Annotated in this window: 13 protein-coding genes; 12 read left to right on the forward strand and 1 reads right to left on the reverse strand. The window is 57.7% G+C overall.

Annotated elements, in window-relative coordinates:
* The first annotated feature begins 233 nt into the window (after positions 1–233).
* The 10 genes from AACP62_RS06395 (at position 234) to AACP62_RS06440 (ending at position 11,730) form a co-directional block, all read left to right on the forward strand.
* On the forward strand, positions 234–1,559 hold the full coding sequence (locus AACP62_RS06395; RefSeq protein WP_339347146.1) for an ABC transporter substrate-binding protein: 1,326 nt from the start codon (positions 234–236) through the stop codon (positions 1,557–1,559).
* Positions 1,560–1,690: 131 nt separating this feature from the next.
* Entirely contained in the window at positions 1,691–2,647 is a 957-nt protein-coding gene (locus AACP62_RS06400) for a carbohydrate ABC transporter permease (protein ID WP_198187570.1), read from the forward strand.
* Positions 2,647–3,552 (forward strand): carbohydrate ABC transporter permease, encoded by a 906-nt coding sequence (locus AACP62_RS06405; protein WP_339347150.1) that lies wholly within the window; start codon positions 2,647–2,649, stop codon positions 3,550–3,552. Before AACP62_RS06400 ends, AACP62_RS06405 begins: the two co-directional genes overlap by 1 nt.
* A 49-nt stretch (positions 3,553–3,601) precedes the next feature.
* Positions 3,602–5,794: a 1,3-beta-galactosyl-N-acetylhexosamine phosphorylase gene (gene gnpA / locus AACP62_RS06410; protein WP_339347151.1), complete on the forward strand. Its 2,193-nt coding sequence runs from the start codon at positions 3,602–3,604 to the stop codon at positions 5,792–5,794.
* Positions 5,784–6,863 (forward strand): phosphotransferase enzyme family protein, encoded by a 1,080-nt coding sequence (locus AACP62_RS06415; RefSeq protein WP_339347153.1) that lies wholly within the window; start codon positions 5,784–5,786, stop codon positions 6,861–6,863. Before gnpA ends, AACP62_RS06415 begins: the two co-directional genes overlap by 11 nt.
* Positions 6,860–8,392, forward strand: a complete 1,533-nt coding sequence (locus AACP62_RS06420; protein WP_339347155.1) for a galactose-1-phosphate uridylyltransferase — start codon at positions 6,860–6,862, stop codon at positions 8,390–8,392. Before AACP62_RS06415 ends, AACP62_RS06420 begins: the two co-directional genes overlap by 4 nt.
* Positions 8,393–8,451: 59 nt before the next feature.
* Positions 8,452–9,192, forward strand: a complete 741-nt coding sequence (locus AACP62_RS06425; protein WP_339347157.1) for an SDR family oxidoreductase — start codon at positions 8,452–8,454, stop codon at positions 9,190–9,192.
* Positions 9,193–9,303: 111 nt separating this feature from the next.
* Positions 9,304–9,672 carry a TIGR02328 family protein gene (locus tag AACP62_RS06430; protein ID WP_339347159.1) on the forward strand — a complete coding sequence of 123 codons (369 nt, stop codon included), beginning with the start codon at positions 9,304–9,306 and terminating at the stop codon, positions 9,670–9,672.
* A 988-nt stretch (positions 9,673–10,660) separates the two neighbouring features.
* The gene (locus tag AACP62_RS06435) at positions 10,661–11,251 is read left to right on the forward strand and encodes an SAV1803-related protein (protein ID WP_198183585.1); all 591 of its coding nucleotides are present in this window, start codon (positions 10,661–10,663) and stop codon (positions 11,249–11,251) included.
* A gap of 98 nt (positions 11,252–11,349) precedes the next feature.
* Complete coding sequence (locus AACP62_RS06440; RefSeq protein ID WP_339347163.1) at positions 11,350–11,730, forward strand: hypothetical protein; 381 nt, start codon at positions 11,350–11,352, stop codon at positions 11,728–11,730.
* A 230-nt stretch (positions 11,731–11,960) separates the two neighbouring features.
* Here the strand turns inward: AACP62_RS06440 and AACP62_RS06445 are convergent, their stop codons facing one another.
* Positions 11,961–13,211 carry an MFS transporter gene (locus AACP62_RS06445; protein WP_339347165.1) on the reverse strand — a complete coding sequence of 417 codons (1,251 nt, stop codon included), beginning with the start codon at positions 13,209–13,211 and terminating at the stop codon, positions 11,961–11,963.
* Between the two features lie 204 nt (positions 13,212–13,415).
* On the opposite strand from AACP62_RS06445, the gene AACP62_RS06450 reads away from it, so the two are divergent.
* Positions 13,416–19,520 (forward strand): Spy0128 family protein, encoded by a 6,105-nt coding sequence (locus AACP62_RS06450; protein WP_339347167.1) that lies wholly within the window; start codon positions 13,416–13,418, stop codon positions 19,518–19,520.
* A gap of 238 nt (positions 19,521–19,758) precedes the next feature.
* Positions 19,759–20,175: a glycerophosphodiester phosphodiesterase gene (locus AACP62_RS06455; RefSeq protein WP_198187578.1), complete on the forward strand. Its 417-nt coding sequence runs from the start codon at positions 19,759–19,761 to the stop codon at positions 20,173–20,175.
* The last annotated feature ends 10 nt before the right edge of the window (positions 20,176–20,185 follow it).

Consider the following 20,185-nt stretch of genomic DNA (forward strand, 5'->3'; position numbering starts at 1 on the left):
ATATCTCTAACATGCAATTACAGCTGATACAAATTTATCAACAAGTAAACACCGACAGCCATGACCGACATGAAGGCGGCAAAACCAAGACCATGGCGGGGAATTGATTTAGTGCCCAGGCAGGGAAGACCGATCCATGAATTGTAAATAGTGTTGACAATTAGACCTAATGTGTTAATCTGAAACTGGTCGTCTGGTGACGACGACGGCCATTTACCGTAAAGGAGCGGGAAATGATATCTGAAGGGAAACGACTACTCGCTGCGGTGACGTCGCTGGCGGCCCTGAGCATCGCCCTGTCGGGCTGCGGTTCATCGGGGGCGTCAAAGTCCTCATCTGAAAGCGAGTCTTCCAAGTCGGACGAAAAAGTGCAGATCACCTACCTGCATCGGCTACCGGACAAACCGAACATGACCCCCGTCAATGACATCGTCGCGCGGTGGAACAAGTCCCACCCCAACATTCAGGTCAAGGCAACCAAGTTCAACGGCAAGTCAGCCGAGATGATCAAGAAGCTGGAGACCGATGTCAAGGCCGGCAACGCACCGGATCTGGCCCAAGTGGGTTATGCCGAGCTGCCGGAGGTCTATACCAAGAGCATGCTGGAGGACGTGAGTGCCGAAGCTTCCAAGTACAAGGACAATTTCTCCCCCGGTGCATACAAGCTTATGGGCATTGATGGCAAGATGTTCGGCCTGCCGCAGGACACTGGCCCGCTGGTCTACTTCTACAACAAGGCTGAATTTGACAAGCTGGGCATTTCAGTGCCCACTTCCAAGGACGAACTGATCGAAACCGCCAAGAAGGCGGCTGCACAGGGCAAGTACATCATGTCCTACCAGCCCGACGAGGCCGGCAACATGATGCCAGGCCTGGCCGGTGCCACCAAGCCCTGGTACACCGTGAAGAACGACGCCTGGGTGGTGGACACCCAGACCGACGGCTCCAAGCAGGTGGCCGACGTTTATCAGCAGCTGCTGGATGCCAAGGCTGCTCCAACCAATCCACGCTGGGACCCCTCTTTCGATGCCTCGCTCAAGAACGGCCAGCTGATCGGTACTGTGGGCTCCGCCTGGGAGGCACCTCTCATCGTTGACACCATGGGCGATACCGGCAAGGGTGAATGGCGCGTAGCCCAGCTGGGCGACTGGTTCGGTAATTCAGGCAAATCCAGCCCCGACGGCGGATCCGGCGTCGCTGTGCTCAAAGGCAGCAAGCATCCTGAACAGGCCATGGAGTTCCTCAACTGGTTCAACACCCAGGTCAAGGACCTGACCTCCCAGGGTCTGGTACTGGCCGCCACAACCGAGGAAGCGAAGACCCCCGAGAGCTGGTCATCCTTCTTCGGCGATCAGGACCTCATGAAGGAATTCGCCACCGCCAACAAGAACATGGGCGACTTCACCTACATGCCGGGCTTCTCCTCGGTAGCTGCGGCCATGACAGAAACTGCTGCCAAGGCTGCCACCGGGCAGGCCAAAGTCGCTGACATCTTCTCGCAGGCACAGACCACCTCCATAGCCACCCTCAAGGACTACGGCCTGGCCGTCGCCAAGTAATCGACACCATCAGGACCGAGCGGAACCATTCCCGAGGTTTGGGACCCGAAGCCGGTGAACGTGTTTCGGGTCCCAAACATGCTCGGTCATAATCTCATTTTCTCTTCAAGACAAGGACAGGTGTACCCAGAATGAGTGCTACACGGCGGTCGTCAGCTGCCCGACCAGGCAGGGCGGGACGCTCGGATGCGGTGAAACGTGCCGAACGCACGGGTTGGGCTTTCATGGCCCCCTTCGGCATCCTGTTCATCGTGGTCTTCATCATCCCTATCATCTATGCCATTTACTCCAGCTTCTTCCAGGACGTCGCCTCGGGTGGCGGCGCCTACGGGGGCGGAACCATGGTCAATAAATTCGTGGGTCTGGCCAACTTCAGGTATGTGGTGACCTCGGCCGCCTTTTGGTCGGGAATCGGCCGTGTGCTGATATATACCCTGATCCAGGTGCCCATCATGATCATCGCCGCCCTGGCCCTGGCCATGGTGCTGGATTCCTACATGGTCAAGCACGTGACCCCATTCCGTCTGGGCTACTTCCTGCCTTATGCCATCCCCGGGGTGGTCGCATCCATCATCTGGGTCTTCCTCTACAATCCGCAGATCTCACCCATCGTCAAGGGCCTATCCTCCATAGGCATCACCGTAGACTTCTTCGCCGGCAAGGTCGTCCTGGCATCCATGGCCAACATCACCACTTGGACCTTCACCGGGTACAACATGCTCATCTTCCTGGCAGCCCTGCAGGCCATCCCCCATGATTTGTACGAAGCGGCCCGCATAGACGGGGCCACCGGCTGGCAGATCGCCCTGCACATCAAACTGCCCAATGTGCGCGGCGCCGCCCTGCTGGCCATGCTGCTCTCCATCATCGGCACCATCCAGCTCTTCAATGAGCCCCAGGTCATGCAGACAGCCGATCCGGGCATCTCCAACTCCTTCACACCCATGATGATGGCCATGAACACCTCCCGTGGAACACTGACCCCCAAGGGCAATGGTCCGGCATCGGCCATCGCCATCGTCATGGCCCTGATTGCCGGCGTGCTGGCCTTCCTCTACGCCTGGATTGAAAGGAAGGTGAACGAATAATGAGCATCTTTCACTCAAAAGCCGGATCCACCCAGGAACTGCCACGTTCCATGCGCCCTTCCCACCTGGCCAAAATCATTACCGTGGCCGTCCTGATCATCACCTTGATCTACTTCCTCTTCCCTATCTATTGGGCTGTCATCGCCTCTACCAAGTCGCCTTCCCAGCTGATCGGCAGCAATGGCATCTGGTTCGCATCGAGCCTCAAGGACCTGCCCGACGCCATTGCCACCAACTACAGCAAGCTGCTGGGCTGGACACATGCCAGATTCTGGCAGTGGGTTGCCAATTCGTTGATCTACTCGGGCGTATCCGCAGTAATCGGAACCATCGTCTCGGTCATGGCCGGCTATGGAACAGCCAAGTTCAACTTCCGCGGGAAGGGCATAGCGATGGCCGTCGTCATGGCATCCCTGCTCATGCCTGCCGCGCTGATGACCATTCCTCAGTACTCCATCTTCCAGGCCCTGCATTTGGACAACACCATGCTGTCCATCATCATCCCCTGCTCGGTATCACCCTTCGGATTCTTCCTGGGAAGGGTATATGCACAGAGCTCAGTGCCCACGGAACTGCTGGAAGCAGCCAGGATTGACGGAGCCGGCGAGGCGCGCATCTTCTTCACCATTGTCCTCAGACTGCTGGCACCAGCCATGGTAACCATCTTCCTCTTCCTGTTCGTGGCGACCTGGAACAACTTCCTGCTGCCACTGATGATGCTCTCCGGCGAGGGACTCTACCCAGTGACCCTGGGTCTGTACGGCATGGTTTCCCTGCCTACCTTCAACGACCGAGGCGCTCTGATGATGGGGGCCCTGCTGGGGGTGCTGCCGGTCATCATTCTCTTCCTGTGCCTGCAGCGGTTCTGGCAGGCCGGTCTTGCCGCCGGCGCTGTCAAGGGCTGAGGCTCATCCACCAACCAATTCATCCATCCGCGAAGGAGCATGTTGATATATGAGCACCACAGGCCGATTCACCTTGCCTGGCGAGGAGCACTTTGTCAAACAAACCGAGGAGCTTTGCCGAAGGTGGGGGGCGGATGCCATCCGCAACTCCGACGGCACCAGCCTGGACAAGGAACTGCTTGGACTGGGGAAAAAAGTCTATAGCGCCTATTTCCCAGCCAGGGGCTACAACGAGTGGATCCGCGAGCATATGGACGAGACACCTCAGGTCTTTCTGCTGACGGATCGGGTCCTGGCTCAGAACGGACGGGTCGACATCGATCTGATGGCCGGCTTCTTCGACCAGCAATTCACCCCCAACCGCGACGACGACCCCCACCGATACTGGGAGGTGATCGACCGGACCACCGGTGCGGTGTTGCCCGACGAATCCTGGAATCTTGACCCTGACTTGGACCGCGTCCACATCGAGGGTGCCATGCCCATGCATGAATATACGGTCACTTTCCTGGCTCGCATCATCTGGGATCCTGTGGAGATGTACAACCACCTGACCAACAACTGGGGCGATCGGGAGCACCAGATTCCCCTGGACATCTACCACCCCGCCACCCGCGACTTCGCCATGAAGGCCTTCGCCCGATGGCTGAGGGACAACCCTTCCACCGACGTGGTTCGATTCACCACCTTCTTCTACCAATTCACGCTGCTCTACGACCAGCATCAGCAGGAAAAGATCGTCGACTGGCTGGGATACGCCTGTACGGTCAGCCCTAGAGCCCTCGAGGATTTCTCACAAGAATATGGATACCGTCCACGGGCCGAGGACTTCGTTAGGGACGGCTCCTACAATTCCTCCTTCCTGGTCCCCACGCAAACACAGCGCGACTGGATGGATTTCATCAGCCGTTTTGTAAGGGCAAATGTGGCCACCATGGTCGACATGACCCACGCCGCGGGCAAGGAAGCCATGATGTTCCTAGGCGACCAGTGGATCGGCACCGAACCCTATCGGCCCGGGTTCTCCGACCTTAAACTGGATGCAGTGGTCGGTTCCGTCGGCGACGGAACCACCCTGCGCATGATTGCCGACATACCTGGGGTTCGGTACACCGAGGGACGCTTCCTTCCATATTTCTTCCCAGACACCTTCCATGAGGGCAACGACCCCAGCATCGAGGGCCTGGACAACTGGAGGAAGGCCCGTCGGGCCATCCTGCGCAGCCCCATATCGCGCATGGGCTATGGCGGCTATCCTTCGCTGGCTATAAAGTTCCCCAAGTTCGTGGACACCGTAGCAGCCATCGCGGAGGAGTTCCGTGACTTGCACCGACACACAGGCAGCCGCCCTGCCGCCACCCAGCTGACCGTGGCGGTGCTCAACTCCTGGGGGGCCATGCGCTCCTGGATGGCCTACACAGTGGCCCACGCCCTGCCCAACCAGCAGACCGCCTCCTACTATGGCATCCTGGAAGCCCTTTCCGGCATGAGGGTCTCTGTCCGCTTCATCAGCTTTGACGATCTGCTGAGTCAGGGCGTGGACCAGGACATCGACGTCATCATCTGCGGCGGGCCGGAAGGCACCGCTTTCAGCGGCGGAACAGTCTGGAAGAACCCCGAGTTGGTCCGAATTCTGCGCACTTGGACGGAAAACGGCGGCGGCCTGATTGGAGTCGGCCAGCCCACGGCTCTGGACTGGCAGGGACGATTCTTCCAGCTGGCTGACATCTTCGGCGTGGATCAGGAGCGCTACCGGACGCTTTCTGTAGACAAACACTTCTCCCCAACCATACAAGACCACTTCATCACCCATGACCTGCCGGGGAATGCCCCTGCTGACTTCGGCCACCCGATTCTCGACACCTACCCTATCGATGGACATACAAGCCTGCTCAGGGCCGATGGCGGTCAGGTCCAGCTGGCGGTGCGTGACTACGGCAGCGGACGCGGAGTTTATCTGTCTGGACTTCCCTATTCGGCAGTCAATGCCCGCCTGCTGGAACGAGCTCTGTTTTGGGCGGCCCACAAGGAGGAGCGGTACCGGAAGTGGAGCAGCGACAATCCTGAATGCGAAGTGGCCGTCTTTCCTCAGTCGGAAACCTTCTGCGTGATCAACAACAGCGAAATGGCGCAGAGGACAGAGATTCGACTTCCCGGTGGAGCAAGCCGAGTCCTTGACCTGGGCCCCTCTGCCATAGTCTGGCAGCCGTTGCCTTCGGAAAAGAGGGATAATGAAGATTGATGAGAGCGCACTGCGTCAGGTGGCAGAACACTTCGCCATAGAGGGCAATCTGGAGGACGTCACCCCCTACGGCAACGGGCATATCAATGTTACCTACCTGGCCAGGACCGACCGGCACCGGTACATCCTGCAGCAGATGAACACGACGGTCTTCCCCGACACTGCGGCTCTGATGCACAACATCGAGCTGGTCACCGACTTCCTGCGCTCGCAGGGACAGGAAACCTTGGACATTGTGCCCACCGACCAGGGCGCCTCCTGGTACCGAAACGACCAAGGGGCCTGGCGGGTCTACAAATTCATCGAGCACACCCGATCCTACGAGATGGTGCCCAACCCCCAGGTCTTCCGCAACGCCGGAGATGCTTTCGGGCGGTTCCAGAATTATCTGGCCGACTTCGATGCCTCCCAGTTGAACGTGACCATCCCCCATTTCCATGACACGCCCAAACGCTTCCGTAACCTGATGACCGCTGTCGAGGATGACCGCCGAGGCCGGGTCAGGGAATGCCAGGAGGAGATTGACTTCTTCCGACAGCGCGCGGACCGGTACGGCATCGTGATGGAGGGCCTGGCAGATGGGACCATACCCCTGCGGGTGACCCATAACGATACCAAGCTCAACAACATTCTCATGGACGAGACCACCGGCCGAGCCAGGGCAATCATCGATCTGGACACGATCATGCCCGGCTCCATGCTCTTCGACTTCGGTGATGCCATCCGCTTCGGGGCCTCCACTGCGCTGGAGGACGAGCAGGACTTGGAAAAGGTGCACTTTGACACCGATCTTTTCCAGGCCTACGCCCAAGGGTTCATTGGAGCGGTCCGCTCAAGCATCACTGATCGGGAGGCCAGTCTGCTTCCTCTGAGCGCCTTGCTGATGACCGAGGAATGCGGCATGCGATTCCTGACTGATTACCTGCAAGGGGACACTTACTTCGCCGTCGCCTATCCGGAGCACAATCTGGTGCGCTGCCGCACCCAGGTGACCCTGGCCCGTCAGATGGAAAAATCAACAGATCAGACTGCCAGCATGGTCGGCCAGGTCATGGAGGCCACCAGATGAGCCCACAGACCGATTCACGGGAGTCCGAAAAACAACCTGCCCTGGATGCAGACCTGGATGCCCTTCTGGACTTTGCCCGCCGACATCTGGAATTGGACGAACGCGACACGGATTGGACGCGCAATCGCCTGCTGGCACTACTGGATTTGGACTCCTATACTCCTAGCGACCGAGCTTCCGCCCGTCAATCGACGAGCCAAGGCTCCACAGCCGAAGAGATCACCGACCTGCTGGCGGCTTTTCGCCGGGATGCCCACGTCGCAGGCGTATTCACAGCCGATCGGGATGCAGCGGTCACTGATCGACTCATGGGCCAGATCACGCGTTCCCCATCCCAGGTGGCTGACAGGTTCGCCGCCGTTGAGGCGGAAAAGGGATCCATGGCCGCCATGCGCTGGCTCTATGACTACGGGATTGCATCGACCTACATCAAAAAAGCCAACCTGGATCGCAACCCCAGATTCGAATCCCAGGGCCTGATCATCACCATCAACCAAGCCAAACCCGAGTTCCGCACCATGGCCAAAGCCGCAGCCGGCAATCGGGTGGGAAGCGGCTACCCGGCATGCACCATATGCAGAGCCAATGAAGGTTTCGCGGGACGAGGCAGGAGCACCCTACGCACTTTAGGCGTGACCCTTGGCGGTCATCCCTGGTTCTGGCAGTTCTCCCCCTACGGCTACTTCGACCAGCACGGCATCTGCGTCAATGCCGAACACAGACCCATGCGTGTGGACCGAGAGACTTTCGGCAACCTTCTGGACTTCGTGGATCGTTTTCCAGGCTACTTCCTGGGATGCAATGCCGCCCTGCCGGGAATCGGCGGGTCGGTGCTGGCCCACGACCACTACCAGGGCGGAGGAGAGATTCTACCCCTGCATAAGGCTCCGGCCAGAATGGCCATGTCCCTGCCTGGCACGCCTGGCATTCTGATCGAGATTCCGGACTGGCCAGGCACGGCCATCCGCCTGATAGGTCATGATCGGGAGGACATCATCGAGGTAAGCGACCTGATCCGGCGCGGCTGGATCGATTACTCCGACGAAGCTCTCAACATCCGTCCACAGGGTCCCCGGGGCCGTCAATCAGCGCTCTCGCCTAGTGTGCTCATCACTGACCGGGGATACGAGATGAACCTGATTCTGCGCAACAACGGGGTCAGTGAGCAGTATCCGGACGGCATCTTCCACGTTCATCCTGAGTTCTACGCCATCAAGCAGGAGCCCATTGGATTAATCGAAGCCCAGGGTCTCTTCGTTCTGCCAGGCCGCTTGGTGCCACAGCTGACAAGACTCGCCCGGGCCCTGGAAGATGGCGAGGATCTTCCAGCGTCCCTGAAAGAATTCCGCAATCAGTGGGATGAGCTGAGGGTCATGCTGGGGGGATCGCGCGATCCTCAACAGATTCGTTCGGCCATACGCCGGGAATTGGGCGATGTCTGCAAGCGGATCCTGGGCAACACTGCGGTATTCAAGGATCCTATGCAGACCCGGGCCTTCCTGCTCGGGCTGGGATTCGTTGATCGGTAGCGTGGGCATGCCATCCCATAGGATGGAATACGACAGCACATCTCTATAAAGGAGTGGATATGACTGATCGTCTACAAGGTAAGGTAGCAATCATCACCGGAGGAACCGGCGGCATGGGCGTGGGCATCGCCGAGTGCTTCGTCCGTGAGGGAGCCAAGGTGGCCCTTACCGACATCAAGGAGAGCGATGCCTCCCGCAGCCTCATGCAGGAGCATCCCGGGCAGGTCGTCTTCCACACCCTGGACGTGACTGATGAGGACCAGTGGGTGTCCACCATCGACACCGTTGAGAAGGAGCTGGGCCAGCTGACCACCGTGGTCAACAATGCCGGCATCGGCGACAAAGGCGTCACCATGGACGAGGAAAGCTATGACGACTGGAAGAAGATCATCGCCATCAACCTGAACGGGACCTTCCTGGGCACCAAGCATGGCATGAGGGTCATGAAGGGCCGCGGCGGATCCATCATCAACATTTCCTCCATCGAGGGCTTCGTGGGCCTGAGCCGGGCCGGAGCCTACAACGCCAGCAAGGGCGGCACCAGGCTGCTGACCAAGTCCGCCGCCCTGGATTCCGCCAACAACGGCTACGGCGTTCGTGTCAACTCGGTCCATCCCGGATTCATCAAGACCCCTCTGATCAGCCAGAGCCTTGAGGACAGGATGAGCAAGCTGACGCCCCTGGGCCATATCGGCGAACCCCGGGACATCGGCGAGATCTGCATCTACCTGGCCAGCGACGAATCCAAGTTCGCGCTGGGTGCTGAATTCGTTGTGGACGGTGGATTCATCGCCCAGTAAGGAATTGCCGTAGGGAATAGCCCCAACCCCTCCCTCGCTTATCCGCCTCACAGTAATACAAGTGGCTAGGCTGAAGGAGGGGTTCACTTGCGGCCCCAACGAGGGGGCGTCATGCGATTGTGGCATCAGGATCTGATCCCGTTGCTTCCCAGACAACAGCTGTTGGGCCAGCATCGGGAGATCACCGCACTGCGGGGCCTGGGCTGGGGTCGGCGGCATGCCACCGTCGACTATGTCTTCCACCACTGCCCATACAAGCTCTTTCAATTTCATCTGCTGGTCATGGCGACGATGCGCGAGCGCGGCTACCATCCTAATCCTGCCTGGTATGATCCGCTTTACCGCGGCAGGCACTGCCTGCCATACAAGGATTTGACTGCCGTGCCGTTGATGAACCCCATCTATCCCGAGCACGATGCCGCCTATCTGCAGGAGTGCTTGGAGAACCTGGCAGGGAAAGGCATCCATCTTCCCCTCTGACGGTCGCCCCTCTCGACGGCATAGGATCGCTTATAACAAAATGTACGATCATACTTGGAACTATGTCGCAGATATTTAGGGAAGTGCCCGTGCCCATCATCGACGTTTTCAATCTCATATATTGATAAATTAGCCCCGTAGATGGGAAGGTACCTTTGAACAACTTGCTTAGTGATGGTCTTTCTGATGCGGATTCCTACAGAGTGAGACGGGAGTACATTACTGGCAGGTTTGACACTTAGCTTTCTCCTTGCGCTTTCTATGTTGCTTTGCACCCGTCTGGAACCTTTGAGTCCCCTCATCCCCCAGGATTCTGATTTTTCGACGCTGAGTGAGGCATATAGACGTCCCAACGGCATTATTACTGAGATACCAACAGACCCTTTCGGTGGTGATTGACGGACTTGAGATATTGAATGAGTTTAGTGGCATTCATCGTTTCGGACTCATGACACTGATCGGATATTCTGGAGTTGGGCGCGACCTGGAACATGCATACACGCCCTATGCCCTACGTTCGATTTAGACGAGCCAAATATCCCCTTATTTTTTCGATTATGCCAGCATGGAAGACCGGCCACAACGTACACGCACGCCGACAGCTTGGCAATGCATGACACAATTGACCCAAGATGACAGATTTGTGTTGGAGCGTCTGCGTGAACGTACCCGCCAGTGGGAACAGCTCATCGCATCATTTCAGTCGCAGATAGCCAACCAGAGTACCGCGATAAAGTCATTGAGGCACGTTCTAAGGAACAGCCAAAGCATCGGTTGGCATCGAGTAGATCGCTGTGGCATAGTATTTTCGGCTTGGATATCACCAGTAAATTCACCGATGCCTGTTCCCGAAAGTGCAAAATTTGCCGCTCCACTTTAACCGAGTGGCATGTTTTATCCTTGATGAGTTAGCTTTAAGATACACGACAGCGGTGTAGGGCGTTGTATTTATAAATCATTCTCAAGCTATATAAACAGGAGGGTCTGAGTGTACGGACTTGAACTTTTGCAGGGCACCTATCAAGAGGCCGTAAATGTTTTTTTGACCAAATATGGAGGGGCGACGGACGATTACTTTTCCGAGAAGTCTTATGCACGATTCAAAGCCGGGGAAATTAAAGCACCTACCAAGAGAAAGATTTCCCGCACTTCTGAGGGTTTGTATTGTCATCACATCGACGAAGACAAGATGATTATGATGGCATCGCCGGAATTTATCAGGTATCTGGACATTCCCTTTGATTACCAGCGTAAGAACCGGCTCGTATACTGCAATCTCATCGAGCATGGGATACTTCATCTGCTTATTGCTTCTGAGACCTATGGCAGAGGATTCGAACTCGGTTGTCTGCCAGGTGTCGGTGGATATGTGAACTTCATACGTCCGAACCTTATTCAGTGGCTCATCGATGGAGTGGAGCCCAAGCTTCCTTGGCAGATAGCATGTCGTAACGCAGTATTCATGAACAGACATGCTGCTAAGAAAATGATCAAGCAAATGGACAGGTTTCTTTTCGACCATTATCCGTCTGTGACCAAGAAAGAGCTAAAGGAGGGCTGTGAAGCTTTCCAATACTGACGATAACCCCTTGTAAAGTGTCACCCCCAATTGTTAGTTGAGAACATACTAAAGCGTAAAAAATAAATCATTAATTTCGCCAAGCCTTAACCACAGTTGTGGCTATTTCTGCGGCCATCGTGTACTCCGCTTGGCAGATGAAAACGACCTTTGCCAAAGACGATGAACGGCGCAGCTATGACCTCTACTACACCCTGCTCAAAAAAGCTTCACGAGTTTATGTTTGGAAGTCCAAGACTGCTCGGAACGAGAATCAGGAGCATGTAGCCGATGAATGTCCAATCATCATCAACTACAGCGAAGGCACCATTCGCCAAGTCTCAATCCCGGTCCACTGGGATCTCCTGAAACACTCCCGTTTACGAGCCATCAACCTCCAGCACAACAAAGCCGACTATTACCGGGTGCCTGGATTCGGCCATCATCACGTCTGGCGCACACTGCCAACGGCTGACTGGGTTATATCCTATGGATCCTGACAAACGATTTGTCTGGAGCCTGCCTACCATCTGCCCTAAGGACATCTTCGAATCCCCCCGCTTTTTGGACAAAGGCGATACTCAGGACCGCTGTCGACTGACTGCTGTGGCCACAAAATTCACTGACGTGTACGGCAATATTCGGGAACGGCTGTTTGAATCCGAGTATCTGCCAAGAGACCGTACTTCGCCCGACAACCGGTTGGCGGAGTTTTGCCAACCGAAGGGCGTCATTCCCGAGTGAGTCTGGACACCGTGGGCACCAGGAGGGTAACCGCCGTCAGCAAGAACGCCAAGGGCAACAGGGCCGGCCTGACACCGGTATGATCGGCCAGAAACCCGATAGCCGGAGGAATGATCCAGGAGACTCCGTAGTAGGCAGTGGAGATGACCGAAGCACGCTGGGCCGCCACGGCTGGATCCTTGGTTGCCAAAGTAGTGACAATGGGCACGCCCAGAGCAGCTCCGACACCCCAGATTCCAGCGCCCACAAGGCTCAACACAAAAGAGGGCGAAAGAGCATAGACCAGGATGCCCAGAGCCGAGACCAGGAGGGTCAGGACCAGCGAGCGCATGTTCCCCAACCGCTCGATCAGATGCGTCCCCAGCAACCTTGAGACGATCATGGCTGCAGCGAAGATCGTGGGAGCAAGACCGGCTTGAGACTCAGGGACACCGAAGGCATCGACCAGGCCAATGCCGCTCCAGTCGTTGACGGCACCCTCGCTGGCCTCCAGGGCCACGTTGATCAGGGCAAGAATGAGAACCAGGGCATCGCCCCAGGCCGCCAACTGCTTGCCGAAGGCGGACGATTGCCCTGCCCCCGCCTGCCGATCCGAACGTTCCTCGTCAGCGCCGCCCTTGTAATCACCCAGTGGCTGAGCCGGGCAGAGCAGGACGCAGGCGACCACCAGTGCCAGGCTGACCAGCGCATTGACCGCCAGGTGCGCACCTATGGCTACACCCAGATGGGACAGGAGCGAGCCCAGTCCCAGGGCAAGAAACATGCCCAGGCTATATGAGGCATGGAAGCGCGGCATTATCGACCGAGAGGAGAAACGCTCCACTGCGCCGGCCTCGACGGTGTTGACCGTTCCCCAGAGGCTGATTCCCGCCGAATTGAAGAGCAGGCCTAAAACTACCCCAGGCACTGAGCGAAGGGTGACGGCCAGGGCCGCGATTACCATGCCCAGGCACCAGGTGGACGCAGCCAGCAGCATGGCCCGCCGCACACCCAGCCGATCGGTCAGAACCCCTGAGACCAGCATGCCGACCAGGGCGCCACAGCCGCCCAGGATGGTCATCAGAGCCAGGCCCGAAGGTTGCAGACCGAGACTGGCCTTGACTGTTGGCAGTCGAGAAATCCATGCCGAAGTGCCGATGCCCATGATGATGAAGAACCCATAAACAGCCGACCGCTCACGCATTCCATGACCCGGAAAATCGGCCATCGAGAGCCCATGATGATCCCGTTCACTCATGCGGGCCTCCTTGCTTTGTTCTTGGTTGACCCTTTTTCCCGGAGGCGCACAGCAATAGCGGAATCATAGCCAAGGATTCTGTATACTGTTCCACAGCACTTTTATCGGATGACTTGAGAACCATCGTAGACAGTCGACCGGATGACCCGAAGGGGATGCCCGGCCCGACGCCCCAAGCGGTCGTCGGCGCTCAAAAGGAGAAACGTGGCAAAGGGTAATTTGAGCGGTAAAGTCCTGGCCGGCCTGATGGCTATGGCCATGTTGATACCCACCATGGCCATAGCCGACAGTAAGCAGCCGGCTGATGCCCAGACCGCCGCATCCATATCAACATCTCCAACAACACGTGTACAGCAGGCGACTGCGACAAACCAGACGTCGTCCACGTCGACCCAAACCTCTACTCCACAGTTGGACACTGCCACATCCGGGGTAGCCCAAACCACTCAGAAGTCGAAGTCAACCCCCTCGAACCAGGCCGCGCCCATACAACCCAGCAGAAGGCCGACCGCCAAATCGGCAATCAAGGACATGCTGGACACCGACGACGCCGTGGTCACCACCCTATCCCAGGCCTCACGTTCCACCGGCACGGCTCCTTTCGACAAGGACAACAACCCCGGCAATGACCACGATGCGGACAATGACATAGTGCGCACTTTCGATAAGTTGTCCTACACCTACTCTTTTGCCGTAAATACCCGCAGCGAGACAACCAGCTACCGCAGGGGCCGAATAGGCTTCCAATTCAAACTGAGCCAGCCTGAGGATCGGGTCACCTTTGATGTGGATTCCATGGGCTGGGTGGACAATACGCCGGGATACCAGCCAAAGCAAATTACAGAGACCATCGACGGTCAACCGACACAGGTGCTAACCGTTTACCGGCTACTCACCGCCACAGAGAATTTGTCCACCGTTATTCCGGGATCCTCCAGCGTCACTCTGGTCCTTCGGGTCCGAAGCATGCCCAATGGCAGCAAATTCGCCCCCGAGATCCAGGCCTGGGGCGCTCCGGATACCACCACCAAGACCGATCTTGCTTCGGCCACGTCCGATTCGGTCACTGTATCGGCCAAGCTCAATCTGAACCTGCGGATCACTGGCGGAACCAATGAAGGCTCCGGCAACCAGACCTTCGACTTCAACACCCCAGCCGCCGGCAATTACCCCAACCATGAGCTGGGCAAGCGCAAGGGGATCATCAGCAAGTTCAACTGGGCCGTTGACATGCGTTGGCCCGATCGGACCAAGGGTCTCAAGGGTCTAGAGGCTCCCATTGGCCCCATAACCTTTTCCCTGTCGCTGAGCAATTTATGGCAGACCGCTGGCGGAGATGCCTATCCGAAGATAGAGGATCTGCAACCCTACTTCTGGGACATCGGCACCATCGACGGCGACTTCAACAACAGCGGGCGCAACACCGGCGATCAGGGCTGGAGACCCACTCTCAGCAACTATGGCTATGCCCGATCCACGGGTGGCACGGCTGGGAAGGACCAAGTCCAAGGCAATGGTCAATACACCGTGGCTGAACAGCGCAACAGCCAGGGACTCAAGCTGGACCTGACTTTGAAGGACTATGAAACCAACGACCCCTTCCCCTACCTGGGACACACCTATGCACGAGACGCCAAGTGCACGCCTGCCCTGGCCTCGACTGACTGCACGCGACAGGAAGTGGCCGAAATCTCCACTGGTTACCTATATGTCTTCAACCCCTCCACTGTCGGCGGCAAGGACGTGGCCAACTACTATGGACAGACCGGTCTCAGCTTGCAGAGCAAGGTCGACGACGGCGACCTGAGCGCGAAATCGCTATCAAACCAGTCTTTACCCCCTGCCTCTGGCCCCACGGACACGTCAAACCAAACCGACCAGTCCGATGACATGTGGCACAACGTCATCTTCACGCAAGGCTCCAGCACAATAAAGGCAGGCATCAGCAACATCATTCAGTACAGTTGCATGACGGCTTCCAACTATTTTGATGACGGCGTGGACTGCGGGTGGTGGACTGCTCCTGACAATCTACGGGGGACCGACTCAGCAGTCGCAGGGACCAAAGTGCGGGTAACGGCCGGCTTTAACTTCAAAACCAGCAAGGCCGATCTGCCACTGCTGGGAATGTCCTTGGTCAAGATCGATCCAAAGGTAGTTGGGCTGCCGGACTCCGACGGCCTGGATCTTCCCTGGGGCAATGGCATCTGGCAGAACGGCAACTACGATAAATACCAGCCAACGAGCATTCAAAACCCGTTACAGGACCTGGTCATGTACGCCACCAAACCCGACGGAAAGGACTGGAAAAACGACACTGAGCAAGCCAATGCCGACATAGAGGATCTGAACTTTTATAGCACACAGGAGGAAGCAAAGAAGCATGGCACGGTTGTAGGCATGCTGCTGGGCGGGCGCACTGCCGCGCCCACCAACGTTGCCGAAGTGAATTCCCGATTCGGCTTCGGCGGATTTGTGATCAACGTCCTCCCCGACGCCAAAGTAGGTTCTGTAGCCCAGCTGACATCAGTTTCGCGCACCTTCACCCGCAGCCAATTAGCAGCTATGGCCGGGCTGAGCCCCGAGAACTCCAGCGATCAGGAATGGGAGGACTGGGCCAAGCAACAGAACCCCTACGAGCTGGCCAAAATCAAATCTCCCGTCTTAGCTACATCCGCCGGAGGCTATACCAAGGCCAGCTATGACCAAATAAACGGTTACCTGGGCGGAGACACCGGCGGCAATGAGCACGGGGACAGCCTCTATGTAGCCGGCGAAACCAACACCATCTCCAACGCCGTAGCACAAACAAGCACCAATTCCAAACCCAAAGAATACTATGACATAGACAGCGATCAACGGTTCGTTGACTGGCGGCTAACCATCAACACCGGCACTTCAGCTTCGCAAGCCAACAAGGGCGCCAAAACCGAACTCTACATCACCGACAAACTACCGGCAAAGCTCCACTACATCCCCGGCAGCGCCCGATTGGGCGGCACATATACGGAAGCCACGCCTGAGATGGGCCACATAGAGGGCGGAACCGCCTGTGAGCCATCAGTGAGCACGGACCCCGTAACCGGAATCACCACTCTGTCCTGGACACTGACCAACATCCCTGTGGACGGCAACAACCGCGTCATCCACTTCTCCACCTCCCTGGGTGACCTGACTGACCCCAGCAAAGACATCGGCTCCAACGAAGACCTGACGACCTCTGCCACAGTTCAGTCAAAACAGAATATGTCCCAGCCCAACACATACTTGAAGACTGCCGATTCCTTCACCATCCACGCTTGGCGGACCAACACAACCAGCCTTTCCACTTCGGCTGTGCAGGACACTAATGAAGCCGGTGTACCAATCGGCTTCACCAACATGCTGAGCAGCACCTCGGGCAGTGGCAAGCAGCATCACTATGCCATCGACATCATGCCGTACAAACAGACAAGCGGCAAACCCGACTTCCACGGGGAACCTACTTTTGCTGATATGAACGTAAAAGCTTCGGCGGGGGCTAGTCTGAGCGGAATCACCATCCGTTACACCACAGATTCTCGATGGCGGGTGAATGACACGAGTTCCATACAATCCCAGGATTACCTTTCTTGGAACGAGGCTAACTTCAACACAACAAGTGGCGAAGTGAAAATGCCTGAAAACGTGGTCGCCTGGGCCTTCATCATCGATGGGCAGCCCAACCAATTCCGCTATGACATTACTTTCCATATAAATCCCGGAAACAACTCCTCCGGCGACCTCTATCGGAATCGCTGGGGCAATGCACTGAACCAAATGCCTGCCCAGGCCATGGTTGTTCAACGTTCCATCAGTGGCATCGTATGGTACGACCGCGATGGGGACGGCGCCCGCTCTTCGGACGATATTCTGCTTAAAGATGTCAAAGTGACCCTGCTCAACGATACTGACGACAAGCCCGCCAAGTCGGTCGTCACCCCACATGATGATCTGAGCACAAAATCTGATTCCCAAGGCAAGTACGAACTGACCAATATACCGGCAGGGAAATTCCACCTGCGCTTCGACCCCGCTCCGAACACGAACTGGACCCACCTGACTACAACAATCCAAAAGGCCAGCGGAGCCAGCCCGAGCGAAAACTCCTCAGCCAGCGACATACTGGAGGGCGGAACCATGAAAGGCGCCGTCATCAACGATATTGAGTTCCAGAAGGCCGAGGATATGGTGGACACAGCCAGCCAATCCTTGGATTTCAATAACTGCGGCCTGACAGGAACAATGGACACCAATGAAGTGTCTGCCGGAGTCAAAGTACAGATCCAAGGCAGGAACTGGCTCGGTACAGACTCCTTCACACTGGCTGTCGAACCCCTGCGTGGCGCACCGTCCGCAGCGTTGCCCAGCCAAATCACCATAGACGCCGACAACCAAAATACCCAGGTGCCTGTCAACGTGTCTGCTCTGCCCGACGATGGCAGCTACGAGTATCGTATACACCAGGAAACCGGCTCCATTCCTGGTCTGACGTATGATCAGAGCACTGCAACCCTGACCATCACTTTGACAACCGATGCAGCTCAGTTGCACCGTACCGCCACTGCGCAGTGGACTGACAGCGAGGGCAGCAAGATAGACACGGCGGCCTTCACCAACACCTACCAGGCCAAGCCGGCCACGGTCAGGCTCACCGCCGTCAAGCACCTGGACGGCCGGGGCCTGAAGGCCGGGGAGTTCGACTTCCTCCTGCAGAACACGAAGGGCGGCAAGCCGGCCCAGGCATCCAACAAGGCCGACGGGACCATCGAATTCCCCGACCAGACCCTGTCCGAGGCCGGCGACTACACGTACTCCGTGAGCGAGGCCCGGGGCAGCCTGCCCGGCATCACCTACGACCAGGACACGCACCGGATCACCGTCCACGTCACCGACGACCAGCAAGGCCAGCTCCAGGCCACCATCGACGGCAACAACCCCACCTTCACCAACCATTACCAGGCCAAGCCGGCCAAGCCCGTCATCACCGCCGTCAAGCACCTGCAGGGCCGGGACCTGAAGGCCAACGAATTCACCTTCCACCTGTACGACGGGAAGAACGCTGAAGCGGGCTCGGCATCCAACGACGCCCAGGGCAGGATCGCCTTCACCAACCTGGCCCTGGACCAGCCCGGCGACTACCACTACACCATCCGCGAGGACCAGGGCAGCCTGCCCGGCATCACCTACGACCAGGACACGCACCGGATCACCGTCCACGTCACCGACGACCAGCAAGGCCAGCTCCAGGCCACCGTCGACGGCAAGGACACCACCTTCACCAACACCTACCAGGCCAAGCCCGCCACGGTCAGGCTCACCGCCGTCAAGCACCTGGACGGCCGGGGCCTGAAGGCCGGGGAGTTCGACTTCCTCCTGCAGAACACGAAGGGCGGCAAGCCGGCCCAGGCATCCAACAAGGCCGACGGGACCATCGAATTCCCCGACCAGACCCTGTCCGAGGCCGGCGACTACACGTACTCCGTGAGCGAGGCCCGGGGCAGCCTGCCCGGCATCACCTACGACCAGGACACGCACCGGATCACCGTCCACGTCACCGACGACCAGCAAGGCCAGCTCCAGGCCACCATCGACGGCAACAACCCCACCTTCACCAACCATTACCAGGCCAAGCCGGCCAAGCCCGTCATCACCGCCGTCAAGCACCTGCAGGGCCGGGACCTGAAGGCCAACGAATTCACCTTCCACCTGTACGACGGGAAGAACGCTGAAGCGGGCTCGGCATCCAACGACGCCCAGGGCAGGATCGCCTTCACCAACCTGGCCCTGGACCAGCCCGGCGACTACCACTACACCATCCGCGAGGACCAGGGCAGCCTGCCCGGCATCACCTACGACCGGCACGAGGCCACGGTCGACGTCCACGTCACCGACGACCAGCAAGGCCAGCTCCAGGCCACCGTCGACGGCAAGGACACCACCTTCACCAACACCTACCAGGCCAAGCCCGATAAGCCGGATAACCACGACGACCCTGGCAGCTCCGGAGAACATGACAAGCCGAATCAACCGGTAGAACCGAGCAAGCCGGGCGAGTCTAATAATGCGCCCAGCAAAACAGATCAAACCAATTCCAATAGCCAAAAGCCGGCACCAGGAAACCAATCTTCTAGTGACCAAGCGAAGTCTTCTACGAATTCTCAGGCCCTAGCCGCCTCCGGCGCAGACATAATCATGCCTGTAGCCCTGACTGTCGGCACTGCTGTACTAGGCCTGGCACTGATGTACCTGTTTCGGCATCGCAGGGATCGGGATGCCGGCCTGGACTGATTGTTCCCTGTATGAGAGAACACCGCTAGGCCCCTTCTTCACTAGTGACAGCCACCTATGGCGAACCTCACGGTTCTCTGCCCCTATCTGCAGATGAAATTTGGTATCCTTGCAAGTGGAAGGAATCTCGCATCCAGGGGTCACCGTCGATGATGGACGGTCACCTGAACGGTCATGGCCCTGCACGGTCATGATGTCGATTGTCACACGTGCAGGCCGTCACACAGAAAGGTCAGTCATGGTAGACGATACAGTCATTGTTGTTGATACTTCCATGTTCGGAAAAGATGCCGCCGCGAAGACCGCCAAGGCCAACGAGGTCGCCCGCAAGTACGGCATCAGCGACGAGGCCCTCAAGAAAGTCGAGGATTACAAGGATCAGTTGAGCTACCACCAGGCATGGGACCTGCCTTTCCTGGGCTACGTGGACGAGGACGGCTATGGATATGCCTACGTACCCAACAAGGCTGTCGCAGCCGATGGCTGGGATGCCCATAAGGCTTTCCTGGACCTGCCCGATGATGCCCAGACGGCATTCGCCATCCGCATGCTCTTCACCCATCGCGACGTTGACCGCCATGGCGCAGAGATGTTCCTTCACCACGGCCGCGGGCTGACGGTCCGCTTCCAGGAGCCCACCTCAGCCAGTTACTGAGCTCGAGCTA

The sequence above is a fragment of the Bifidobacterium apis genome (genome assembly GCF_036986835.1).
Lineage (GTDB): Bacteria > Actinomycetota > Actinomycetes > Actinomycetales > Bifidobacteriaceae > Bombiscardovia > Bombiscardovia apis_A.